Raw genomic sequence first — 24,270 nt, forward strand, 5'->3', positions numbered from 1 at the left:
TCACCTCAATAGAAATTATAGGTTTCTGCGATCTCGTTGCCGAGCCGGTTATTCCGCGCGATAAATTCGGTCAGAAACTCATGCAATCCGATATCAAAAATTGCGCCAATTTCCTGATTTTGCAGCGTGGCGTATATTTCATCTCCTGTCTGATGACAAACAGCGCTATCGCCATAATCCTTCGCCAGATAATTGAGATGCCCATTGATGCTCTGGTAGCAATAATTAAGCGAGCGCGGCATACGGCCATTCAAGATCAGATAATCTGCAACATGCGCCGGGCGGTAATCGCCATCATAGACCCAGCGATACGACCTGTGCGCCGATACAGAACGCAAAATAGATTCCCACTGATAATTGTCGAGCGTTGTGCCGACATAGGAAACGGCTGGCAGTAGCACATAATATTTTACGTCGAGAATACGCGCTGTATTGTCCGCCCGCTCTATAAATGTCCCAAGGCCTGCAAAATCAAAGATTTCATTACGCAGCATCGTGCCGTGAAATGCACCGCGAATAAGCGCTGTCTCGCGTTTGATCTGATCCAGAAGCGGCGGCAGATCTGCTTCCTTCAGCGGTCTGCACAGTGATTTTTTGAGTACCATCCAGGCTTCATTGACGCTTTCCCATGCTTCTCGCGTCAATGCGGTTCGCACCATACGCCCATTGGAACGCGCCGTTTCAATGCATGACATGACACTGGATGGATTATCCATGTCGCGCAGCAGAAAGTCAGCCACGTTTGCGGCATTATAAGCATCATATTTTCGCGAAAATGTCTGGCTGGCACCTGCCGATACAATGACGGACGACCATTCTTCGGGTGCATCCGATGTCTTTGTGAGCGCCATTCGCAATCCCGCATCCACCAGCCGCGCCATATTTTCAGCACGCTCAATGTAGCGAAACATCCAGTAAAGACCATTTGCCGTACGGCCAAGAAGCATAAATATTCCCCTTCTCTGCGCACCAGTCTTGTCGCTGGCTTATAGCGCAATGCTAATCTGCTCTGTAATTCAATCGTCGAGCACCCAAGTATCCTTTGTGCCACCGCCCTGACTGGAATTGACCACAAGTGATCCTTCTTTGAGCGCCACACGCGTCAACCCACCGGGCGTAATACGAATACGGTCTGAAACCAGAACGAATGGCCTGAGATCGACATGCCGCGGCGCAAGACCGCTTTCCGTAAAGATCGGCGTGGTGGAAAGCGCTAAAGTTGGCTGGGCAATGTAATTACGCGGGCGCGCCTTCAACTTTATTGCAAACGCATCGCGCTCCGCTTTGGTTGCAGCGGGGCCAACGAGCATGCCGTAGCCACCTGAACCATGCACTTCCTTAACAACGAGCTCGGCCAGATTGTCGAGCACATAGCTAAGACTATCCGGCTCTGAACAGCGCCATGTCGGTACATTTTCGAGGATTGCCTTACGGCCTGTGTAGAACTCAACGATTTCAGGCATATAGGAGTAGATCGCCTTATCATCAGCGATACCCGTGCCCGGTGCGTTAGCGATGGTGATGTTTCCGGCACGATAAACATCCATAATGCCAGCGACGCCGAGCGTTGAGTCCGGCCGAAATGTAAGCGGGTCAAGAAAATCATCATCCACCCGGCGATAAAGCACATCAATCGCGCGGTAGCCTTTGGTTGTGCGCATGGCAACGCGTCCGTCGACAACGCGCAGATCGCTACCTTCCACCAGTTCTACGCCCATTTGATCCGCAAGAAATGCGTGCTCGAAATAGGCAGAATTATAAATTCCCGGTGTAAGCACAGCCACCGTTGGCACGCCCTGCGTTCCGGGCGGTGCGACACTGGCCAGTGATTGCCGCAGCAGTTGCGGATAATTCTCAACCGGACGAACCTTCACATTCTGAAACAGCTCAGGAAAAAGCTGCATCATGGTCTCGCGATTTTCCAGCATGTAAGAGACGCCGGACGGGGTACGGGCATTGTCTTCCAGCACGTAAAACTGATTTTCTGCCGTACGCACGATATCGACACCGATAATATGCGTATAAACATTGCCCGGTGGACGGAAACCAATCATCTCCGGCAAAAACGCCTCATTGTTGACAATCAGGTCCTTGGGAATGCGCCCTGCCCGGACGATTTCCTGACGATGGTAAATATCATCGAGAAATGCATTCAGCGCCATCACGCGCTGTTCAATGCCTTGTGAAAGCCTTCGCCATTCCTGCCCGGAAATAATACGTGGAATAATGTCGAACGGGATCAGGCGCTCCGCTGCGTCCTCATCACCGTAAACTGCAAAAGTGATGCCGGTCTTGCGAAAGACGCTTTCTGCGTCCTGCGTTTTTTGCAGAAGTTTATGCTGATCCTGTTGGTCGAGCCACTGCTTGAGAAATTCGTAGGGTTGGCGGACATTCCCGCCATGATTGAGCATCTCATCAAATGGCTTCACTTACTTCCCCTTCTTTTTTGCTAATAGTCAGCTTCAAATCAGGGAAATGCAAGTGTGCAAACCATACAAAAGTGCAAAGCTGGGTTGCGCAATTTCGTCGCGACAATCGCCCAGCCATCGTTTCTAATTACGCCAAATGGCCATTTCAGCCTGGGCGAAACGCTTTGACAAAGGCAGGATCTGTATCGATACGGCCAGCACCAATAAGATCAAGACAATAAGGTACAGCCGGAAAAATAGCCTGCAAGGTCATTGCAATGGAGGCCGGCTTACCTGGCAAGTTGAGAATAAAGCTCTTGCCGCGACTGCCAGCAGTCTGCCGCGAAAGAATAGCGGTTGGGGTCTGCTCCAGACTTGCGCGACGCATCTGTTCGCCAAAGCCCGGCAATTCCTTATGCAATACCACCTGCATGGCTTCCGGCGTTTCATCGCGTGGGCTTGGACCGGTTCCACCTGTCGTCAAAATCAAATCGCATCCAACGGTGTCAGCAAGATCAATGAGCGTATCTCGTACGGATTCCATACCATCCGGGATGACGCGCCTGACGATCTCATAGGGTGTGACAATCGCGCTCTTCAGCCACAATTCAATGGCCGGACCACTCAGATCTTCATATTCGCCGCAACTTGCACGGTCAGAAACAGTAACGACGCCGATTTTCACTGTCACATCCTTTTCATTGCGCTTTTTCTTCGCTTATACCGATATCTCGCCAGCTTGTGAAGATTTCGGCATCAAACCATTGTGATGCAAAACTGGTATATTGAACGCCACACAAAATACTGTTGCTTTCCCAAGAAATTAGAGCTTCAATCACAATATTGATGGGGGGAGAACACCATGCCATTCAGAGGCGCTCAGTATCGAGGAACGTTCATGCCCGAGGACTTGCAAGTGATGCAAGCCGCTTACAACAAAAGCTGTGTCTTGCTGGAGCGTTGTCCGAAAACGCATATATCAAAAAATGATCTCGCACGTGAAGTCATCAAGACATTCGAAACAGGTGAATCCGATCCGGATAAAATTGCAAAAATCGCAGTGCAATTGGAATTAATGCGCCCTTAAGCGCAGTTACAGTATGTAAACGATCTATAGTTATGCTAATAAGCATTAGGATTTTCTAAAATCTAGCGTTAAAATGTAGTTCATTTTATGAAAATCGGTCAACCATGACCAAACAGCAATGAAGTAAGATGCCTTTTTCGAGAGATTATTTTTTCAAGCGTTTCAAGCCTCCTGAACTGGAACAGTTACAGGCGGCATATGTTGAAACGTGTCAACGCCTGGGGCGTTGTCCGATAACCTCTCCTCAGAAAGATGAAATGGCGCGCGAGATCATTCAGATTTACGAATGCGGTGTTTCAAATCCGCAGGTGATCGCTGATCTTATGATGCAGATCGAAAGTGTGAAGCCGAAGCCTTTCGCCGAACAGGTTCTCGTACAGAGTTTCGATGAACAGATAAAAATTGCCTGACGCAATCGAAAAAATGTGAGCTTCTGTATTCGGCCAAAGTGCTGACTTTAGCTTATTTTTAAATTTTCACCATAACCAATTGTTTTTATACGAATTATTTCAAAATATGCGAGATAGCCTGCCATCATCTTTAAGACTTTTGTAAACTTTGGATTCAGCTTTATGCAGTAATCTTTAGGTAGCAATTAGCTTGAGGTGAGCGTTGCGGGTGTTGATTGATGGCATTTCTGCGATCGTGTCTGGCTGCAGAGTGCCTGAGTTTTGTGTACGGGTATCATGCGTTTTTCAGTTGTGTCAGCAATTGCCCTTGCCTGTACCGCGCTGGCGGGTTGCACGTCGAGTTCGGGCATCGAAAATCTGATGCCACAACCTTCTGCCGAGCTGACCAGTTCTGTGATCAGGCCCTCGGCACCTGTAACCGAAACGGCGAGAGCGCCTCAGTCTATGCCTGCCGCACCGCAGGCAGAAGTTCTGGCTTGGGCCGGACCGGTACCCGATGCCGGTCCTTTCAAGGCCTCGCCTCCCGCCCCCGTAACTCCGCCAGTGCAAAAAAGCATTGCAACGCCGATTTCCGTTCCAAAGCCGGATGTTGCAGCCTACCCGCCAGTGCGTCTTGCGCCCGCACAACGCTTACGCGTTTACAGTCAGCGGTTTCGCGATGCAAAACCGATTAACTTCGGAAAAATCTCGCCACGCAAACATGCCGTGCATGGCGTGGATGTATCGCGTTGGCAGGGAGACATCGATTGGGCGACGCTGCGCAAGAACGGTGCAAACTTTGCCTATATCAAAGCGACAGATGGCGGTGATCACCTTGACCCGATGTTCAAAAAGAACTGGCGCGATGCAAAAGCTGCGGGATTGAAGCGCGGCGCATACCACTTCTTTTATTGGTGCCGCGTGGCAAGTCAGCAAGCTGACTGGTTTATTCGCAATGTGCCGGTTGATCCCGATGCATTGCCGCCAGTGATCGATGTGGAATGGAATGGCGACTCGTCATGCAAACGACGCCCATCGCCTGCGCAGGTGCGTGAAAAAATGCAGGTTTTCATGGATGCGCTCGAACGCCATTACGGCAAGCGTCCCGTGATCTATACCGCGCCTGATTTCTATGACGACAACCTCAAGGGCGCATTCACAGATTACCCATTCTGGCTACGCGCTGTCGCACAGCATCCCTCCAAGGTTTATCCGGGGCGTCGCTGGATTTTCTGGCAGTATTCGGGTTCAGGTCTGTCTCAGGGCGTCGATGGTAAGATTGACCTTAATGTCTTCCAAGGCAGTGAAGACCAGTGGCATCAATGGGTTCAACGTTTTGCCAGCTGACCCCTTTTCAGGGATCAGCTTTTTACGCATCAGAATTTGCCGATATTTTCGAGATCATAAGGCGTTGACTGGTACATTTCATTGATCCAGTTGCCAAAAAGCAGATGTGCATGGCCGCGCCAGCAATTCTGCGGCTTCTTGCTGACATCGTCATTGGGAAAGTAATTGGCAGGCAGCGGTGTTTCCGGTTGAAGCTGAATGTCACGGAAATACTCATCGGCAAGCGATGTCGTGTCATATTCAACATGGTTGAACATGTGCAATGAACGATGCTTTGGATCTTCCAGCAGGCAAAGGCCGCTTTCCGGGCTATCGACGAGAACTTTTAGGCCGCTTTGTGGAGGAATGTCGTCCTTGCGCACTTCTGTCCAGCGGGAAACTGGAATCGCGAAGTCATCGGAAAACCCGCGAAGATAGGGTGAAGACGGCGCGAGATTCTGTTGGCTGAAGACACCGGATGCCTTGCTCTGCAGATCATATTTGCCCATGCCATGAAAATGGTGAACGGCGGCCTGTGCTGCCCAGCAGATATTGAGCGTACGGTGGACATGAGTTTGCGTCCAATCGAAAACCCTCTGCATTTCATCCCAATAGGTCACACCTTCAAAGGGCATGCGCTCAACCGGCGCGCCTGTGATGACAAAGCCGTCAAAGCGCTGATTGCGGATATCTTCCCATGGCTGATAAAAAGAAAGCATATGATCCGCTGGAGTATGCCGCGCAACGTGATTGGTAATGCGAACAAGCGTCAGTTCCAGTTGCAGGGGCGTCGCCCCCAGCAGCCGTGCAATCTGTGTTTCCGTTGTGACCTTGTTCGGCATCAGATTGAGAAGGCCGATCTTCAGCGGCCTGATATCCTGACGCACAGCATCTGCCTCACGCATCACCATAACGCCCTCTGCTTCGAGAACACTGGTTGCAGGCAGATCATCAGGAATTTTTATAGGCATGCGTGTCAGTCCTTCGTTATGTCAAGGCAGACGCATGTGGCTTTGTCCGTATGTTTGCCGGTCGGCCACATCCTTCCTTTAAGGAAGTACCACCTTGCCCGGAAAGGCAGGTTGGCGTTGGGCGTCGCCCCAACTCTTGATGTGAGATAACTACTACTCAAAGAGTCGGGCGCTGGCAATAGGTCCGTTTGGAAGAGTTTTTATAAGGCGAGGCTGAAACTGAAAAAGTGGCCCTTTCCATGTTCAGACGCTTCTGTTGCAAGTGGAACAAGCGGGCAGTTCAGACGTTTCCCTATCAGATCGTTGATCTAACCTGTTTTGCTGGAAGCATAATCTTAGCGTCACTGGTTTGAGTGTCGTCGGATTATGCTCTTCCCCAAAGATGTGCTATTGTAGCAAAAAATGGGAGGGAAACATGAGCAATATTATATTCTGGATAGCCTTGGTTATTCTGCCGGTTCTGGCAGGAACCGCTTTTGCCTATTTCCGGCATATGCGCCACGGAGATGACTTTTAGGTCATTCTGGCGAGGTAAAGCTGTGCCAAAAGTGGGAGCCAGCCCTGTGCGATAATCAGTAGGCTCTGGTTGATCAACCTGATAGCGTTCGTTTGCCAAGCGCAATGATCGTTAGATGAGCGCGAGTTTTTTCGCGCCAACTCAGGTGAATAACTGCAATGAGCGAAACGGATACCCCCCATATCCTCGTCGTTGGTGCAGGCTTTGGTGGCCTGCAATTAATCCATGATCTAAAAGGTGCAAATGTTCGCATTACGCTTGTCGATCAGCGTAATCATCACCTCTTTCAGCCTCTTTTGTATCAGGTCGCGACAACAATCCTTGCGACATCAGAAATTGCATGGCCAATTCGCCATCTTTTTCGCGATCGCAAAGATGTAACCACCCTGCTCGCCACTGTTGTCGATGTGGACACGTCCAACAAACAGGTGAAGCTCGAAGACGGCTCTACACTTGATTACGACACGCTCGTGCTCGCAACCGGCGCACGGCACGCTTATTTCGGCAATGATCGCTGGGAAAAGCTTGCCCCCGGTCTTAAGGCGCTGGAAGACGCTACGACCATTCGTCGTCGTCTTCTTTTGGCGTTTGAACGCGCCGAACGCGAGACAGACTTCGCAAAACGACGGGCATTGCTCACATTTTCTGTGGTGGGAGGAGGACCAACCGGCGTTGAATTGGCGGGTATTATTGGTGAACTGGCCAAACATACGATGTGGCCGGAATTTCGTAATATCGACACAAGGGAGGCGCGCATCCTGCTGATTGAAGCGGGTCCACGCATTCTGTCTGCATTTCCGGAAGATCTTTCATCTTACGCTCAAAATGCCTTGAAAAAGATTGGTGTTGAGGTGCGTCTTGGGATGCCGGTGAAAGAAATCACTGAAGATGGCGTAACTGTTGGCGATGAATTTATTCCCTGTAAAACGGCCATATGGGCAGCGGGTGTTGCAGCTTCGCCTGCCGCAGCCTGGCTTGGCGTTGAAAGCGACCGTGCAGGTCGCGCACGCGTTCTGGCCAATCTCACCGTTCCCGGCCATGAGGATGTGTTTGTGATCGGAGATACCGCCTGGGTCGAAGGGCAGGACGGAAAGCCGGTTCCCGGTATTGCACCGGCTGCCAAACAGCAGGGCGCTTATGTTGCTAAGGTCCTTCGCAGCCGCATATCAGGCCAAACCGCTCCGGCCCCCTTTCGCTATCGCCATCAGGGCAATCTTGCAACGATTGGCCGAGGTGCGGCCGTCGTCGACATGGGGCGGATCAAGCTGAAAGGCGCGCTGGCATGGTGGGTATGGGGCATTGCCCATATCTTTTTCCTGATTGGCACACGCAGCCGCGCGGCGGTTGCATGGAGCTGGCTGTGGACCTTTATATCGGGTCAACACAGTGCCCGCCTGATCACACAGGGCAAGGCTATCGAAGATAAAAAACAGAGCGCCCCCTGAAAAGGGTGAAACATTTTTGGACATATATGCGCGTTAAAACAAAGGATTAGAGTGACAATCTGATTCAATCAACTCAAAGCACCTTCAAAAAAACGGCCTGCTTTTCGCGGGCCGCTTTCATTTTATCTCTCTGAGAGAAAGCTTGTTATCTAGCCAGCCATGAAGCCTATTGAATCCTTGTGCCAGTAGCCTGCAACGAGTGTTTCTTCCCGGCTTTTTCCAAGCTTCTGGCGCCAATGTTGGCGAATGACTTTCGCCTGATCCGCCTCGCCCGCAAACCAGCCAAAGCTGTCAGGGCCTTTCGGCCACTCCGCTTCACACAGAGTTTTTGTGAGTGTTTCGGCAGCGCGTTTCTGATCGGCATCAATAATCCACTCGACCGAAAACCCTTCTGGGTGAACGAGTTGCTGCACATCCTTTTCGCTATCGACTGCAATCACAACACGGCCTGTCACATCCGCTGAAAACTCTTCGAGCATCCGCCCGATTGCTGGCAAACCGGTTGCATCGGCACCCATAAGATAGCGGCTTGCATGGCGCAGAGGGCGGCCAACCGGCCCCATCAAACCAACCTGATCACCGGGCTTAACGTTTTTTGCCCATGTGCAGGCAAGCCCTTCAACGTCGTGGAGATAGAAATCGATCTCCAGCCAACCGGCTTCAATGTCGAGGTTTCGGACTGTGTACGCACGCGATGCGGGCTTGCGCGCCTCGTCAGGCCAGAATGGCAATCCATTTGGCCCCATGATCGGCCAAACGGGCTGCGGAACCTCGTTGGTGGGTAAAAGCAGACGGATATGCATCGCTCCAAACAATGCAAAACGCTTGAGATCTTCTCCCATGAGACGAAGCCGCAACATATGTGGCGTGAACAGATTGGACGAAAGCACGCGCATCAGGCGAAACTGCGGAAGAGCCTGCTCTCCCGCCCTATCGCCCAGCCAAATAATCTCCGGGGCCTCCGCCTTTGTGTAGAGTTCGATGGCAACCGCTGCGATATCTTTTAATCGATGCAGACCTGTATCGTCATCTGCATGCAGCGCGACGCTGTAGCCGTGCAATTTACTATCAATCTCAATCCGCCCAAAGGAGAACTCGAATATGTGGTTGTCGCCACTGTTATCATATTGCGCCTGGTAGGAATTCAGACGATCGATAATGTTCGGCAAATAGATGCCGCCATTTTGCAATCGAATGCTTGCATGGCTCAATAATGCGCGGGAAACTTCAGGAGATGGCTGTGACACGGGCTTTCTCAGTCAATTTTAAATAAGCAAAACTTTGTGCAAGAAAGGATTGAAAGCATGGCTGCTTTCAATCCGGAATATTAGCCGCCAATGCGGCCGGTGATGGCGATCTTAAAGGTTCTGCCTTTAGCCTGATCAATATCTGAGCTGGTGGCCCAGCCCGTTTGCGCGTCCGTGTAAGCCTTGTTGAAAAGATTATCGACGCCGAAATCAAGCTTCACATGATCGTTCACCTGCCAATTGGCGAATACATTCACCAGATCAACACGCGGATATACTTTCACACCACCCGTCGTCAGAGCACGATTAACCTTGCCGACGCTTTCATATTCTACGCCGTAAACCAGCTTTTCTTCAAAAGCTTTCAGGCCCAGCGTTGCGCTGAAATTATTAAGCGGTGTATTGCTCAGACTATCCCCTTTGTAGATACCATCTTTCATCTCGGCGTCAGTATAAGACGCGGCAAGATTGACGTATCCCCACCAGTTGTCATAGGTGCCTTCAAATTCTACGCCGCGCAGACGCGCTGTGCCAACATTCTCAGATGTCGTTACTTTGCCGTTCTTTACGGTATTGATGTAGTCTTTCACATCGGTATGGAAGAAATTCAGCTTGGCACGCACCTGATCACCAGCATCCAGAATGCCGTCCTGCCGAAGGTTGACACCGGCTTCGAAGGAAGTGGCGACTTCTGGCTTCAGCAACAGATTTGGCTCATAGCCAGAGCCATGCGCGCCATTTTGGCGGAACATGTCCTGCATATGCGGCACCCGATAGCCCTGCGAATAAAGGCCGTAAAACTGCACACCATCCCAAGGTGTTATGCCGACGCTTAGACGCGGCGAGAGACGATTGCCGTCAGCGCTGACGTCTTCCGACGGCAGCAGATTTGTTGCCTTCGTGGTGCCATCAAGCCGGTAGCCGTCATAACGCAGTGCACCGATCAGCTCCAGCCACTTCTGATACTCACCCTGCCACTGAAGGACGCCGCCATAGGCCTGCTGATCGCCATTACCAAAGTTATCCGTATCGGATTTGCCGCGCATCTTATAATAATCAACACCATAGGTGATGGTGTGTATCATGGCGTCAGTTTCAAATCGCGAGCTGTTGTAAGCACGGAACCCGGCCGTCGACACATCATAATAACGCGTTTTGCCAATATTGGCTTTTGGCCAGATCTGGTACTGGTCGTTATCCGTATCGGTGTAATAAGCATTGACCGACAAGTTCCAGAACGGGTTGTCTTCCGGTTTGTATGTATAATTGCCGGTGTAATTGCTCACAATTGTATCAGCGTCGTAGCGCGACAGAACTGCTGACGTCGATCCACTGCTGCCAGTCATGATATCGCTGTATTTCTGGCGTGAATAGCCAACCTTCAACTCATGCCCTTCGGCGGGACGGATTGTGACTTTACCCAAACCGCTCACGACACGCTCGCCCGTCCAGCGAACGACATCACCATCACCATTCTTATAAGCATCGCTGTCGCGATAATTCAGATTGCCAATCACGTCAAAATTTTCATGAAAGCGATAAGCACCGACCGTGCTGGTCATCCAGCCCTTGCCATTGCTTTCATAACGCAGTTTTTCACTCAGAGCCCATGTTTCATTGTCGCGAAGGAAATCACCGGCATCCTTCGTTTCAAAGGCAACCAGACCACCGATGCCACCGGAACCATATGCATTGGAAACAGGGCCACGAATGACTGTGACCTGCTTGAGCATTTCCGGTTCAATATAGAATGAACCGGAACCGTGGCCCACACGCCAATAGTCCTGACGAGCACCATCCAGCGTGACAGCAACACGGCCATATTCCTGAAGTCCACGAATATTAATAGAGGTTGCCGGATCGTCACCGTTTAGGGACGCGTGAACGCCGGGGGTCGCCCTGAAAAGACCAGCCGCAGTCGTTGCCTGAATACGATCAATATCGCGCTGCGTTATAATGCTGGTCGATCCGATTGCATCTATGACAGCCTGGTTCTGAATCGTGGGTGAAATCGTGATCGTGTCGAGTTGCAACGCTTGCTCTGAGCGCTTTGCTTGATCTTCTGCCTTTTCGGCGGTGACTGTTTGTGCAAGAGCGGATCCCGCGCCCAACAGCATCAAAGAAAAAGCCCCACCAAGTGTTGTTGTCACGAGCAGATACCCCGTGTGTCCTGTTCTCAACAGCATTCCAAGCCCCATTCTGCATTAACGGCATAATTAAGATGACAAAAAGACTCATATTAATTGCTGGCTATATTAATCATGATATTAAGAGTCAACTTTAACAGCATGGAAATGACGAAATTTTTTATGGTTTTTTCCAGCAGCCGATCAGTCGAAAATAATCGATTTAAAACGAAGTATGATGTCAGATAAAATCAGCCATTTTTCGGATATTCATTTCATTCGTTAACGCAATTTAAGACATTGGAAATAAACCAAGCGCCTCATCATCGCCGCAACTTGTATTCCGGCGGAGCGCTTGCTGTGATCGGGTGATAATCATCCATTCTTTTCAGTAATTACTGAAAATTCACTGTGACAATTGAGGGGTTGCTTTTTAAAAACGACTGGTTATTTTCTTCTCCACTTGGAGGAGGAAAGAGCCGCCCCAGCGCGTTTATCGCTGCGGGGCGGTTTCTTATTTCAGCTATTCAAAAATGCATATCTGCCTTGCGGCATAATGCCTTGTAAGTCGTCAGCATCAACCCTATTTTCAGGTTGTTCAGTTTCACTCCTCCTCCCAGAAACTGAACATGAAGCGCGGCACTCCTCCTCCCAGTCGCGCTTACCAGATCCGCCCGTTGCACACTCCTCCTCCCAGTGCAGCGGGCGTTCTTGTTTTCAGCGTTGGAAAATTAGCGCGGCTTCGAGCGGCTTTCGATCCGATTGAATCAGATCGGCGCTCTAAATATTTGTTTTGACGCGCATCTTGGTCCGAAAGCTGTTTCACACTTTTTGGATAGTGCTCTAATCGAGTTTTGAGCTTGGCGTGAGCTGCTTGTTCTGCTCCTGCGCGAGAAGCGACCATGCTGCAATAAACATTGCGGCAATCATCGGGCCAACAACGAACCCGTTAATTCCGACAAGAGAAATCCCGCCAATCGTTGAAATCAACACGACAAAGTCCGGCATGCGTGTGCCCTTGCCCACCAGCGGCGGACGCAGCAAATTATCGATCAGCCCGATCACCAGAACACCGACAAAGACCAGTATAAAGGTCTGGAACCACATTCCATTCACGGCAAACCAAATAGCAGCGGGCCCCCAGACGAGAGATGCGCCGACAACTGGCAGCAGCGAAAAAATTGTCATCAAAACGCCCCACAGCAATGCTGCTTCAATGCCGATCAACCAAAATGTGACACCGCCAATTGTGCCCTGAATAAGCGCAATGATGATATTCCCCTTAACCGTTGCACGAATAACAGCAGCAAATTTCTCGAGAAACTGATTTTTGTAATCTTCGCTCAGAGGGATCGCCTGGCGAATCTTTTCTCCAAGTTCCTCACCATCGCGAAACAAAAAGAAAAGCAGATAAATCATGATGCCGAAGCTGATAATGAACTGAAGCGTATTCTGCCCCAGGCTAACCAAACGACTTGCGAAAACCTGGCTGCCTTGCAGTATCCCGCCAGTAATGCGCGCGCGCCATTCCGCAAAAGTTCCCAGCTCAAAGCGTATCATCCACTCTTCCAAAGTGCCGGGCAAAGCTGCCAGAATACGTGTGAGATAGCTGTTGAGATCAAATTCACGCGTCGCCAGACGCTGGTAAAGGGTATTTCCCTCCTGAGCCAGCAATCCAAAAATGAATAGCGCTGGCAGGATGACCAGACAAAGGCACATCAGCACCGAAAGGAAAGCCGCCAGATTTTTGCGCCCACGCAACGAACGAAGCAATCGTTGTTGCACCGGGTAGAAAATAAGCGCGAGAATAACGCCCCAGAGCACCGCCGAATAATAAGGTATCAGCAGCCAGGCAAAGGCGACCGTCACCAATGCCAATAGGATATAAAAACTCGCACGCTGGACAGACATGATCACTCATCGATTATTACTATATTCGAAAACTGCCCTGATTTTCCTTGAAATTCAATAGCTCAGGGCAATTCCCTCAATAAGTTTCGCGCGGCGACATGTCAGCAATTCATTTACGAACGCAGCGGCACCCTCCGATTGTCAACCAAAAAAATTAATATTGTTGACAATCCGATGTATCTGGCGTTCAATTCCGCTCGCTGCGCCCCACCAAACGAGGGAGCAGTGACCAAACAAGGGGAATAGATATGTTTAACAGACGCGCAGTTTTAAAAACTGCGGCGCTCGGCGCCGTTTCACTTTTTGCGCTTATCTCAGCAAATGCCTCCCAAGCGGCTGATAAAGAACTCAAGATCGGCTTTGTGGGTGTTACAAGTGGTCCAGCAGCGGCATGGGGAACATCCAACGTTCGATCCATGCAGGTTCGTGCTGACTGGCTCAACGAACTGGGCGGCGTAAAGATCGGCGACGACAATTACAAAATTAAGATCGTAACCTTCGATGATCAAAAAGATCCGAAGCGCGCCATTGCTGGCATGGAGAAAATGGCGCAGGAAGGTGTCCATTATGTCGTCGGGCCAAATGTCGATGATGGCGCAGCCGCCGTGCGTCCGGTCGCCGAAGCCAAAGGGATCATCTATTTCCCTTATTCCTTCCCGAAAGAACTTTATACACCGCCGGCATCCAATGCCATTCTTGGCATGATTGCCAATTATCAGTCGGGTCCAGCTATCTATAAATACCTCAAGGAAAACAAGGGCGTTAAAACTGTCGCTTTTGTTGCCGCCAATGAATCCGACCCCTTGAGTCAGCGCGACAGCGGTATTGAAGCCGCCAAGGCACTCGGTCTGGACGTGGTTTCAACAAGCGATGCCTATCAGAACGATACGCGTGACTTCACGCCCGTGCTCACCCCGATCATTATGCAGAAACCAGACCTTCTGGTTCTTTCAGGTGTTGCTCCGGGGAATGCACCTCTCTTGATCCGCGCAGCACGCGAACTTGGTTATGAAGGCCTCATTTCCACGGAAACGGCGCAAGACGCAAAGGTTCTGGAGGAAGGTGCCGGAGAGCTCGCTAATGGCTTCATTTCTGTGGGCGGCGCGTCCACGCCGGAGATTGCATCGGATACCATGAAGGAATTCGTTGATCGTTATACAAAAGCTTATGGCGAGTATAATGATGAATCGAATACCAAGGTCTATGCACTTGAATACATTATCGAAACATTGAAGGCTAACCCTGCTGCAATCGATAACGTCGAAGAATTCAAGAAGACCGTCGACACATTCTCGGCACCCAACCCTTATGTAAAAGGCGACGATTCCAAGTTGAATTATGTTGGCACCACATCGTTCACACAGAAGCGCCAGCTGGGCATTCCGATGGTTGTCACCGAATATAAGGATGGCAAGTTCGAAACCTTATTCGTCGGACAGGTCGACTAAGCCTGAGACTGTGGGAAGCGGGTGCATGAAGCGCCCGCTTCTGCCTCCCAATTGTCATATATCGCCACGGAGACTTTGGCATGCGCCGCTCTCCGCAGGAGGGAGTTTGCCTTCATGGAACAAGTCATAGTCAACGGGCTGTATCTTGGATCACAATATGCGCTGATTGCGCTGGGTCTTACACTGATCTTTGCTCTGATGAACGTCCTCAATTTTGCACACGGCCAAATGTACGTGCTCGGAGGGTTTGTCACTTACACGATTTATGGCCAGCTAGGCCTGCCTTTCGTGGTGGCGCTGTTTGCATCTGCGCTCACTTTGATGATTGTTGGTGCACTTATTGAAAAATTTTTGTTCAGACCCGTTATCAAACGCAGTCTGCGCGACGAAAGTACGATGTTGCTTGCTGCTGCCGTCGCCTTTTTTCTGGATGCTGTCATACTGTTACTTTTTGGCGAAAAGCAGCGCGGTGTGCCGAAGATCATAAATGGCGTTTTCGTCTCAGATTGGCTGATCATACCTTATGATCGTATTCTGATCGGCGTATTGGCGGTGGTTTTCATCGCAGCCTTCGTTCTTTTCATGCAATTCACGAAACCCGGTCGCGCCATGCGCGCGCTCGCCCAAGACCGCGTAGCGGCGCAGTTGATGGGCGTGAATGTCGACCGATACTCCATGATCGGCTTCGCAATGGGGGCAATGCTGGCAGGCCTGGTTGGTGGTTTGTTGGTTGCCATTACCGGGGTCAATTCCGGCATAGGTGGCGCAATATCGATCAAAGCCTTCATGATGGTGATGATCGGTGGCGCGGGTGTCGTCAGTGGCGCGATTGCCGGCGGCTTTATTCTCGGCATGCTGGAATCTGTCGGCCTCACGGTGCTCAGACCTTACGGCGACATCACCTATCTCGTAATCTTTGCCGGCCTGATGGTCTTCCTCAGCCTGCGTCCGAACGGCCTTATGGGCAAACCTTGGGGTTGATGGGAGGAAACATGACAAAGACAACAAAACTTCTCGGCGTCGTTGCTTTCCTCGCGCTGGTTTTCATCGGTATACCACTGCTGATCAGCATAACAGGACGTAACGATCTTTATTACACCCTGACATCGGTCGCATTGCTCTCCATTGTCAGCGCGGGTGTTTGGCTCACCTTTTACATTGGCCGTATCAATATCGGCCAAGGGGCCTATGCCCTGATGGGGGGCTATGTGTCGGCCATTCTCATGGTCAAGTACGGTGTGTCTTTCTGGCTGACATTGCCGCTGGCGGGGCTTTTCTGCGCCTTTGCCAGTGTTTTGATCGGACTGCCGATCCTGCGCCTTCGCGGTGTTTATTTTGCGATGGTGACGCTGGTGCTCACAGAAGTTGCGCGCCTGCTTGCTATGGCACTGCCCATTACCAATGGTGCTAAAGGCATGGTCAACATACCTCCTCCCGGTGGAATTTCGATCTTCGGCCTCACAATCCTGCCGGACTTCGCCACATTGCAGAATCCGCGCGCCGCGTTCTACTTCGTGTCGGTCTTTCTTATGGTGCTCTGCTTTGCAGCGCTCTACAGGCTCATCCATTCGCGCATCGGCGGTTTGTGCCAATCCTTGCAACAAAATGAAGAGCTGGCCTCCTCCATTGGTGTCAACATCACCAATCTGCGGGTGCTTGCCTATGCGATTTCCTCCTTCCTTGGAGGGCTGGGCGGCGCAATGTTTGTAGCCATCTCCCAGTCGATCTATCCATCGAGCTTCACGGTGACAGACTCGGTCAACTTCATGCTTAACTGCTTCCTTGGCGGTCTTGGCTATGTATTTGGATCGATTATCGGTACTTTTGTCCTCTATTTCGGCTGGGATTTTCTTTTCCAGACCGGCAAATTCCAACTCCTTATTTTCTCCAGCCTGTTGATCATCCTGATGCTGTTCCTGCCAAATGGCCTGCTCAGCCTGCGTCTGACAAATAAGAAAGGAACGCGGCCATGAGTGCGCTTCTTGAAGTCAAAGGCGTTACCAAGCGCTTCGGCGGGTTGGTCGCAGTCAATGATGTCTCGTTTTCGGTCAGAGAAAAAGAAATCCTTTCAGTGATCGGTCCCAATGGTGCAGGCAAATCCACGCTGTTCAAGCTGATTGCCTCCTTCCTTAATCCAACGACAGGCGAGGTTCTGTTTAAGGGTGCGCGCATATCCGGCCTTGCGCCGCATATCGTTGCCCGGAAAGGCGTGGTTCGAACCTTTCAGGAAACCACCATCTTCAAAGGCATGACGGTGCGTGAAAATGTCATCGTCGCGCATCACCTGCGCGCGAAGGCCAGCTTTCTCGGCTGTTATATTGGAACGAGTCTTGCGCGGGAAGACCAACAAACATTTGAACGCTCGGCAGACGAAATTCTGGATTTTCTCGGTTTGGGACCACAGCGTAACGAGGTTGCACAAAACCTTCCACATGGTCACTTGCGCGCGCTCGGTATTGCCATTGGTCTTGCCACACAGCCCAAAGTTCTGCTGCTGGATGAGCCCTTTGCAGGCATGAACCATGACGAGACCGTCAAGGCAGTGGAAATGGTGCGCGCAGTTCGCGAACGCGGCATCACAGTGCTTCTGGTCGAACATGACATGCCTGCGGTGATGAATATTTCGGACCGGATCGTCGTGATCAATTTCGGTCAGAAAATTGCAGAAGGCACACCGAAGGAGATCCAGGAGAACGAAAAAGTCATCGAAGCCTATCTCGGCGCAGAAGATGAAACGATTGGATACTGATCATGACAGAGCTTCTGAAAGTTACCGATGCCGAACTCTATTATGATCACGTCTACGCGTTGAAGGGCGTGTCTCTGAGCGTCAATCAGGGAGAAACTGTTGCTCTGATTGGTGCCAATGGTGCTGGCAAATCGTCCATTCTGCGGGCAATCACCGGGCTCAACAAATTGCGCAAGGGTGAAATTTACTTCGAGGGAAGCCGCCTTGATGGCACACGCTCGGACAGGATCGTCGAAATGGGCATCGCAATGGTACCCGAAGGACGACGGGTCTTCCCTTATATGAGCGTGCGCGACAATCTGTTGATGGGCGCCTTCACCCGCTCTGCAAAGGCAGACATCGCCAACACGCTTGAAATGGTTCTGGGGCGTTTTCCGCGCCTCAAAGAGCGCTATTCTCAGGCTGCTGGCACAATGAGCGGCGGCGAGCAGCAAATGCTGGTCATCGGGCGCGCATTGATGGCAAAACCCAAGCTGCTGTTGCTGGATGAACCCTCGCTCGGGGTCGCACCAAAGCTTGTGCAGGATATTGCACGTTCAATTGTCGCCATCAACCGCGATGAAAAGGTCAGTGTTCTTCTGGTCGAGCAGAATTCCCGCATGGCACTGCGTATTTCACAGCGCGCCTATGCGCTGGCAACGGGCAAGATCGTTCTTTCCGGGAACTCTGAAGAACTTGTTTCTGACGACCGTATCAAGAAGCTTTATCTGGGCGGCGAAATTTGATTTCAGGGCGCGCTAAAGCGCCCTGAAACAACCACAACGATAAAAAAACAATCGATGGTTTGAGGAAATGGACATACTTGTCATCAACCCGAATACAACCGCGTCTATGACGCGGAAAATCGGTGACGCTGCGCGAAGCGTGGCGGCAGCCAAAACGAATATCATTGCCATCAACCCCAAGGATGGACCACCCAGCATTGAAGGCTATTTCGATGAGGTTTTTGCCATCCCCGGCATGATTGGGGAAATGCGCAAACATCCGAAAGCCGATGCCTGTGTGATTGCCTGTTTTGACGACACGGGACTCGACGCGGCGCGCTGCGCAAGCACGATGCCTGTGATCGGTATCGGTGAAGCTGCTTTTCATGTGGCAAGCCTGATTGCAGGAAAATTCAGCGTTGTAACAACCCTGTCGCGCTCAGTTCCGGCCATTGAGCACAATCTGTCACGTTACGGTCTTGCAACACGTTGCGCCCGTGTCAGGGCCAGCGATGTGGCCGTGCTTGACCTTGAAATTCCCGGCTCAGATGCCCGACGCCGCATATCGCAAGAGATCGCACATGCGATGCGCGATGATCACGCCGAAGCAATCGTTCTGGGCTGTGCAGGCATGGCAGATCTTGCCTCCTCCTTATCGGAAGAGCATGGAATTCCCGTCATAGATGGTGTGACTGCTGCGGTAAAGCTCTGCGAAAGTCTCGTCGCGCTTGGTCTTAGAACATCGAAAATTGGTGGTTATCAGACGCCAAGATCAAAAGAGTTTCAGGGTATATTTGAACCTTTTTCACCACGAAACTGAAGGCCAATCAAACGATCTTGCCAATTTCAAACGACACGATATTTTGTAAACCATAACGGCAATATCGTTGACAATGAAGAGTGCTGCTTCGATATGTATATGAGTTGCAACTCAAAGACATACAAAACGGCCCTGAACCTTGACCCGTTTGTATCTGGATGAAAATGAATTTTCTGGACACGCAAACAACTGACAACAACGAGATGAGTGGCAATAACGGGTCCACACGCTGGCATCCTGTCTATGAGGGGCTACGCGATGCGGTCGTGAGCCACCAATTGCTGCCCGGAACAAAATTGCCGGAAGACGAACTGGCGTCGATTTATTCGGTCAGTCGCGCCGTTGTGCGTTCTGCATTGCAGGCGCTTGCCCACGATCGTCTGGTACGGCTTGAGCCGAACCGCGGCGCATTTGTAGCCGAGCCCTCGCAGGAAGAAGCACGCGAAGTGTTTGAAGCGCGTATGCTGATTGAGCCGGAGGTAGCAGCACTTGCGGCAAAAGTGGCGACCGCAGACGATGTGAAAAAACTGCGGGAGCATCTGGATAAAGAACATGAAGCCCTTCATGCAGGCCGCGACAGCGATGCCATTCGTTTGTCTGCGCGCTTTCATCTCGAACTCGCAAGCATTGCTGGCCATTCCATTCTGGCAGGGTTTGTCACAGACCTTCTGCCGCGCTCATCCCTGATTATTGCGCTTTACTGGCGGCGCCGCGAAACCACGTGCGAAAGCCACGCGCATAATGCTCTGGTCGATGCTATTGAACGCCGTAAAACAAGTGAAGCTTCGGAATTGATGAAAACGCACATTCTTGATTTGCTCGCTGGCCTCAATCTCAAACGTGCGGCGAAAGAGCAAAAGCGTCTTTCCGATATTTTGAAATAACGCGTTTCTGTAGCGCACTTACGAACGTCTTCTCAACACCGATCATCCGGTGCTTGAGGCCACCAGTGTCGAGCAAGGCGTAGCATTCGGCTGGGCTAGAACATTTCCAGCAAAGGTGAGAAACGGCTTTGCTGGATTTGATACGCCCCTCTTCAAGCCCTGAGTGCATTCCAAAGTGGTGATGCTATTTTGATCATAAAAAGCACAATCAGCGAGCCCAGCACAAAGCCAAAGATGCCATCGGCCAGGGCTGTGACCATCCAATCAACAGCCCCAAAGAGATTTGCCGTCACCTCCCCTGCAATATCCGCTGCGGTCTCTGAAATCCATGCAAATGGCTGATGGACGCCAAGACCGTGCAAACCATGAATGAAAATGTTACCGCCAACCCACAGCATGGCTGCTGTTCCCACAATTGTCAGCACCACCAGCAGCTTGGGTACGGCTCGCACCATCCATCGCCCCAGTGCACGCGTTGCAGAAGACCGCCCCTTACGGGCCATTAACACGCCAAAATCATCCAGTTTCACAATTATGGCCACAACGCCATACACAAGAACCGTAATCATGATCCCGACCATAGCCAAAGTGGCTATCTCGATCCAAATTGAATTGGTTTCGATCATCGAAAGCGCGAGTGTCATGATCTCGGCGGAAAGGATCAAATCCGTCTTGATTGCACCTGCAACACGCTTTTCTTCAAGCGCGGTTGCATCTTTGCTTTGTTCGGATTCTTCTCCATCATGCTCTTCACTCGGAAAAAGCGTGTGCCAAACCTTTTCAGCGCCCTCAAAGCACAGATAAGCCCCGCCAAGCATCAGTAATGCGGTGATTGCTAGCGGCAAAAAATAATCGAGCAAAAGCAGAACCGGAATAAGCAGCCCCTTATTCCGAAGACTTCCAAGCGCGATTTTACCAATCATCGGCAATTCACGTGCAGCCGCAATACCGACAACATATTTCGGCGTAACCGCCGTATCGTCGATCAGCACGCCAATTGTCTTTGTTCCCGCTTTTGCGGCATTGGCGGATATATCATCGACGGATGCCGCCGCGATTTTGGTAATTGCCGCCACGTCATCAAGAAGTGCCAGAAGGCCACTCATGCAGGTGTCTCCGCTTTCAGCGCAAATATGATTTCCGACACATTGCAGATATGAAGGGCTTTCAGCAAGTGTTTGAAAAAGCCGGCATGAATAAAACGCGCGTTAATTCCGACAAAACGCAAAATGGTGCAAACAGGGAACTGTCCGCACCATTGTAGGATTGCGAATAAGCGGTTTTGCGCGGGATAATGCGTGAAACAAACGATCAAGCATTTTCAGCGATTCAACCAAAACAGGAAATGCTTTAACGAGCGACCAAAATACCTGCAATAAGGCCGGTTGCAGCTGTAATCAGCAGATACTGATTGTCGACCTTCACCCAATGCTGACCACGGCCCGGCTTGCGAAGACCATAACGCTTGTAATCACGAATTTCCTGATGGCGACGCCAGTCGCCATAGCGTTCTCCCTGCCGCCAACGCTTGTGATCGCGGTCACGACGGTCATACCGGTCATGGCGTTTAAAATCTTTCCCATGGGAAGGGTGTTGCGGCTCAACATGACTATAGCCCGGCTTGCGCGGCTGATTGTAATTTTGCGCCTGAGCAAAAGGTGCACCAATAAACGACAGTGCGATGGCGGCGAGTACGGCTTTTTTAATCATGAAATACTCCATTATTCTGACACCAGAATACAGGAGGTAAAGTGAACGCAATATGAATGAAATATCCGCAAAACATTAAATAAAATCAATGTTCTATCAAAATTCACCAAGCAAAATAAACATTCAGCCAGCTTATATAATCAAGTGAAAAAATTTCATTATAATTACACGCAAACAGCGCCTGACATCGAATGATTATCAGGCGCTTTAGAAGTCGAAAAAGGCGGCTTTTATAACACAGTAAACGCTTTGCAACGATTTAACTGACAAGTAGCATTAAAGGAATGATCAGCAAAAATGCTACTGCGACGATGGCCTCTATTCGCGAATAAATAAGCATGGCTGCCTCCAATCATGATTAATCACTTATTAACAACGCAACCAGACGAATTTGGTTCACCGCCTTTTTAATTTTCTGGAATTCAGTGCTGTCTCAGAATGAAAAAGCCGGTCAAGTTAATGGGCTGCGATTAGGGCGCTGAAAGCCAAATAACGCCCATTGTAAGCATAATAGTCTTACAGCGGTTCCATCAAAACAGGAAATCCTCTAAAGGAAACGCCCCTCTAAACTTATTCACGCCATATAAGCGCAGGCACTAAAATTCAAACAAAGAGGAACGTTTAAAGAGCGGCAGTTATGGCCAACAAAGAACCAGAATATGCGGACTAATCAAATCACGGAGCCGAATTTTAAATGCCGATAAAATACGTTATTACCACTGGAAAACGACCTAGCCCAATCACCTAATGAAAAGAGCTGGCTCCCCGGGCCGGATTCGAACCAGCGACCAACCGGTTAACAGCCGGTTGCTCTACCACTGAGCTACCGGGGAAGAGGTGCTCGTTGCGTCAGCGAGGTGGCGTATAGCAGGAGGATTTCTGATTTGCCAAGCCCTATTTTCGTTTTTTTCCAAATTTTTGCATTCTTCTCACGAAACCCTATATTCTCTGGTGCGTTTTACAAATAAATTAAACACCTCAAACCGTGCGAGACTGAAAAAGTGGACGAACAAGACGGCCTTAAACCACCAAAACGCACAATTGTGATTCTCGGAAAGCGAATCCCTATGCCGCAGTCCGTCGCAATGCGCAGAACGCTGGGAGGATCGCTAGTAGTCGGAGGTACGCTTGGTTTCCTGCCCATCCTCGGCTTCTGGATGCTTCCACTTGGGCTGATCGTTCTTTCAAACGATTCCCATCGTGTCAGGCGCTGGCGCCGTAAGAGTGAGGTTCACATCTGGCGTAAGTGGCTTAAGCGAGGCTCCACGCCAACGGCAGGCTGATACCTGCCGTTGGGGTTGTGCTATCGCTTCGTCTTTGTTTGAAGATATTCCTTACTTCTACGCCGCCTAACCTCACCTGGTGTCAGATTGCGATATTTTTTTAGAGCAGTCGTAAAATGACTCTGGCTCGAAAAATTAAGCTTTATTGCAATTTCACTGATTGGCATGTCGGTTTCAATAAGCCACTTTTCTGCGTCGTCTAACCGCAGTCCCATCAAATACTGATATGGCGTAAGGCCAAAGCTTTTGCGAAAACACATCGAAAAATGCCCGGCAGACATGTTGAGCAACGATGCCATTTGCGGCACATTGATCGAATTGCGGAAGTTTTCTTTCATGTAATCCTCTATCTGCCGACAGGCATAACTTCGCAAACCGGACGGTGAAGCCTCCATGCTAAGCGAAGTCGCTGCATTAGACGCAATTTGATAGAGAAGTGCAGAATATAATGATTCAAGATAACTTTGCGCCGAAGGGGTTTCTACCCGCAATTGCTCCAAAATCAATTCACTGATCCGTAAACATTGCTTGCTGTAAAAAATGATCATACGGCCATGCGTATCGCTAACGCGCAAGGCTATATCTTGAGCATCTTGCCCGCAATTTTGATCTCGACCGATAAAGACTTTCAATAACTTGACCTGCCCGGGCCAGGTTATAATCGTTCTTTGATCCGCCGGAATGAGCAAAACCGTACCTGCCGAAAAGCTTGATGTATTTTCACCCCCTTCAGGAAATTTCCATCTAAGGTTGCGCACAGGTTCAAGCAAAATGAGCGCGACTATATCTTCCGGCGTGTAGATATCGATCCCTGTTGATGAGCGGGTGTAGAGAAAGGCTCCCCTTGAAATTTCGTCCGCGGTAAAACTCTCCCCTCCTTTGTTGCCCGTGGATAAATTGCCCTTATATTCATGAATTTTAATATTATTTTTCATCTTTAACCGCATTAGTATCCCCGATGATCAAATCAAAATTAAAAAATGAAAATGGGATTCCAATTACTTTCTTATGCCGTTGAAGCTCTATCTCAAGCAGAGGGTTTACCGCCTCAAATGGCCTAAACGAAGCTTTCACCCATAGAAGAAAAATTACACAGAAATCACGTTAATACAATTTATAAGTGAATAATCGCAAAATCACCTATGGAAATTCGGTTACGGCATTATTGCAAATGATTTGCAAAAGCGCTTGAAAAGCACCCTCACTTCATTTATGCAAATGCTAATTATTCGCATTAAAGGCATC

Annotated in this window: 22 protein-coding genes, 1 tRNA gene and 1 riboswitch; of the genes, 12 read left to right on the top strand and 11 right to left on the bottom strand. The window is 50.2% G+C overall.

Annotation, left to right across the window (positions count from 1 at the left end):
* Positions 1–5: 5 nt before the first annotated feature.
* The 3 genes from ABE530_RS08635 to mog form a co-directional block, all read right to left on the bottom strand.
* The gene (locus tag ABE530_RS08635; protein ID WP_265984230.1) at positions 6–947 is read right to left on the bottom strand and encodes an alpha-E domain-containing protein; all 942 of its coding nucleotides are present in this window, start codon (positions 945–947) and stop codon (positions 6–8) included.
* Between the two features lie 69 nt (positions 948–1,016).
* A complete protein-coding gene (locus ABE530_RS08640; protein WP_499694266.1) occupies positions 1,017–2,429 on the bottom strand; it encodes a circularly permuted type 2 ATP-grasp protein in 1,413 nt (470 codons plus the stop codon).
* Between the two features lie 145 nt (positions 2,430–2,574).
* Positions 2,575–3,093: a molybdopterin adenylyltransferase gene (mog, locus tag ABE530_RS08645; protein ID WP_265984481.1), complete on the bottom strand. Its 519-nt coding sequence runs from the start codon at positions 3,091–3,093 to the stop codon at positions 2,575–2,577.
* A 177-nt stretch (positions 3,094–3,270) separates the two neighbouring features.
* Between mog and ABE530_RS08650 the strand changes: the two genes are divergently transcribed.
* The 3 genes from ABE530_RS08650 to ABE530_RS08660 all read left to right on the top strand — a co-directional run bounded on the left by ABE530_RS08650 (position 3,271) and on the right by ABE530_RS08660 (position 5,231).
* Positions 3,271–3,495 carry a hypothetical protein gene (locus tag ABE530_RS08650; protein WP_396996360.1) on the top strand — a complete coding sequence of 75 codons (225 nt, stop codon included), beginning with the start codon at positions 3,271–3,273 and terminating at the stop codon, positions 3,493–3,495.
* 128 nt (positions 3,496–3,623) lie between these two features.
* Complete coding sequence (locus tag ABE530_RS08655; protein ID WP_265984226.1) at positions 3,624–3,905, top strand: hypothetical protein; 282 nt, start codon at positions 3,624–3,626, stop codon at positions 3,903–3,905.
* Positions 3,906–4,181: 276 nt separating this feature from the next.
* On the top strand, positions 4,182–5,231 hold the full coding sequence (locus ABE530_RS08660) for a glycoside hydrolase family 25 protein (RefSeq protein WP_499694267.1): 1,050 nt from the start codon (positions 4,182–4,184) through the stop codon (positions 5,229–5,231).
* A gap of 29 nt (positions 5,232–5,260) precedes the next feature.
* Here ABE530_RS08660 and ABE530_RS08665 read toward each other — a convergent pair whose 3' ends face one another.
* Complete coding sequence (locus tag ABE530_RS08665) at positions 5,261–6,181, bottom strand: homoserine O-succinyltransferase (RefSeq protein ID WP_499694268.1); 921 nt, start codon at positions 6,179–6,181, stop codon at positions 5,261–5,263.
* A 40-nt stretch (positions 6,182–6,221) separates the two neighbouring features.
* Positions 6,222–6,329: riboswitch (SAM-I-IV-variant riboswitch) on the bottom strand.
* A gap of 527 nt (positions 6,330–6,856) precedes the next feature.
* Here ABE530_RS08665 and ABE530_RS08670 point away from each other — a divergent pair.
* Positions 6,857–8,143: an NAD(P)/FAD-dependent oxidoreductase gene (locus ABE530_RS08670; RefSeq protein WP_499694269.1), complete on the top strand. Its 1,287-nt coding sequence runs from the start codon at positions 6,857–6,859 to the stop codon at positions 8,141–8,143.
* A gap of 149 nt (positions 8,144–8,292) precedes the next feature.
* Here the strand turns inward: ABE530_RS08670 and ABE530_RS08675 are convergent, their stop codons facing one another.
* From ABE530_RS08675 to ABE530_RS08685, 3 genes are all read right to left on the bottom strand, one after another.
* Complete coding sequence (locus ABE530_RS08675; protein WP_499694270.1) at positions 8,293–9,390, bottom strand: siderophore-interacting protein; 1,098 nt, start codon at positions 9,388–9,390, stop codon at positions 8,293–8,295.
* A gap of 80 nt (positions 9,391–9,470) precedes the next feature.
* Positions 9,471–11,576 (bottom strand): TonB-dependent receptor domain-containing protein, encoded by a 2,106-nt coding sequence (locus ABE530_RS08680; protein WP_265984221.1) that lies wholly within the window; start codon positions 11,574–11,576, stop codon positions 9,471–9,473.
* A gap of 783 nt (positions 11,577–12,359) precedes the next feature.
* The gene (locus ABE530_RS08685) at positions 12,360–13,427 is read right to left on the bottom strand and encodes an AI-2E family transporter (RefSeq protein WP_265984220.1); all 1,068 of its coding nucleotides are present in this window, start codon (positions 13,425–13,427) and stop codon (positions 12,360–12,362) included.
* 248 nt (positions 13,428–13,675) lie between these two features.
* Between ABE530_RS08685 and ABE530_RS08690 the strand changes: the two genes are divergently transcribed.
* From ABE530_RS08690 to ABE530_RS08720, 7 genes are all read left to right on the top strand, one after another.
* The gene (locus ABE530_RS08690) at positions 13,676–14,875 is read left to right on the top strand and encodes an ABC transporter substrate-binding protein (RefSeq protein WP_499694271.1); all 1,200 of its coding nucleotides are present in this window, start codon (positions 13,676–13,678) and stop codon (positions 14,873–14,875) included.
* 114 nt (positions 14,876–14,989) lie between these two features.
* Entirely contained in the window at positions 14,990–15,856 is an 867-nt protein-coding gene (locus tag ABE530_RS08695) for a branched-chain amino acid ABC transporter permease (RefSeq protein ID WP_265984218.1), read from the top strand.
* 11 nt (positions 15,857–15,867) lie between these two features.
* Positions 15,868–16,848, top strand: a complete 981-nt coding sequence (locus tag ABE530_RS08700) for a branched-chain amino acid ABC transporter permease (protein ID WP_499694272.1) — start codon at positions 15,868–15,870, stop codon at positions 16,846–16,848.
* Positions 16,845–17,624 (top strand): ABC transporter ATP-binding protein, encoded by a 780-nt coding sequence (locus ABE530_RS08705; RefSeq protein WP_265984216.1) that lies wholly within the window; start codon positions 16,845–16,847, stop codon positions 17,622–17,624. Before ABE530_RS08700 ends, ABE530_RS08705 begins: the two co-directional genes overlap by 4 nt.
* 2 nt (positions 17,625–17,626) lie before the next feature.
* Positions 17,627–18,349: an ABC transporter ATP-binding protein gene (locus tag ABE530_RS08710; RefSeq protein WP_265984215.1), complete on the top strand. Its 723-nt coding sequence runs from the start codon at positions 17,627–17,629 to the stop codon at positions 18,347–18,349.
* Between the two features lie 67 nt (positions 18,350–18,416).
* Complete coding sequence (locus ABE530_RS08715; RefSeq protein ID WP_499694273.1) at positions 18,417–19,148, top strand: aspartate/glutamate racemase family protein; 732 nt, start codon at positions 18,417–18,419, stop codon at positions 19,146–19,148.
* A gap of 203 nt (positions 19,149–19,351) precedes the next feature.
* Positions 19,352–20,032 (top strand): GntR family transcriptional regulator, encoded by a 681-nt coding sequence (locus ABE530_RS08720; protein WP_265984480.1) that lies wholly within the window; start codon positions 19,352–19,354, stop codon positions 20,030–20,032.
* Positions 20,033–20,184: 152 nt separating this feature from the next.
* Here ABE530_RS08720 and ABE530_RS08725 read toward each other — a convergent pair whose 3' ends face one another.
* The 3 genes from ABE530_RS08725 to ABE530_RS08735 form a co-directional block, all read right to left on the bottom strand.
* Positions 20,185–21,138, bottom strand: coding sequence for a DUF808 domain-containing protein (locus tag ABE530_RS08725; RefSeq protein WP_499694274.1), 954 nt, complete (start codon positions 21,136–21,138; stop codon positions 20,185–20,187).
* Between the two features lie 244 nt (positions 21,139–21,382).
* Positions 21,383–21,742: an RcnB family protein gene (locus ABE530_RS08730; protein WP_499694275.1), complete on the bottom strand. Its 360-nt coding sequence runs from the start codon at positions 21,740–21,742 to the stop codon at positions 21,383–21,385.
* A gap of 758 nt (positions 21,743–22,500) precedes the next feature.
* Positions 22,501–22,575 (bottom strand) — tRNA-Asn (locus ABE530_RS08735).
* Between the two features lie 234 nt (positions 22,576–22,809).
* On the opposite strand from ABE530_RS08735, the gene ABE530_RS08740 reads away from it, so the two are divergent.
* The gene (locus tag ABE530_RS08740; protein WP_265984109.1) at positions 22,810–23,025 is read left to right on the top strand and encodes a hypothetical protein; all 216 of its coding nucleotides are present in this window, start codon (positions 22,810–22,812) and stop codon (positions 23,023–23,025) included.
* 20 nt (positions 23,026–23,045) lie between these two features.
* Here the strand turns inward: ABE530_RS08740 and ABE530_RS08745 are convergent, their stop codons facing one another.
* On the bottom strand, positions 23,046–23,960 hold the full coding sequence (locus ABE530_RS08745; protein ID WP_499694276.1) for an AraC family transcriptional regulator: 915 nt from the start codon (positions 23,958–23,960) through the stop codon (positions 23,046–23,048).
* Positions 23,961–24,270 lie beyond the last annotated feature (310 nt).

It is taken from the genome of Brucella sp. TWI559 (assembly GCF_039674265.1).
Taxonomy (GTDB): Bacteria; Pseudomonadota; Alphaproteobacteria; order Rhizobiales; family Rhizobiaceae; genus Brucella; species Brucella chromiisoli.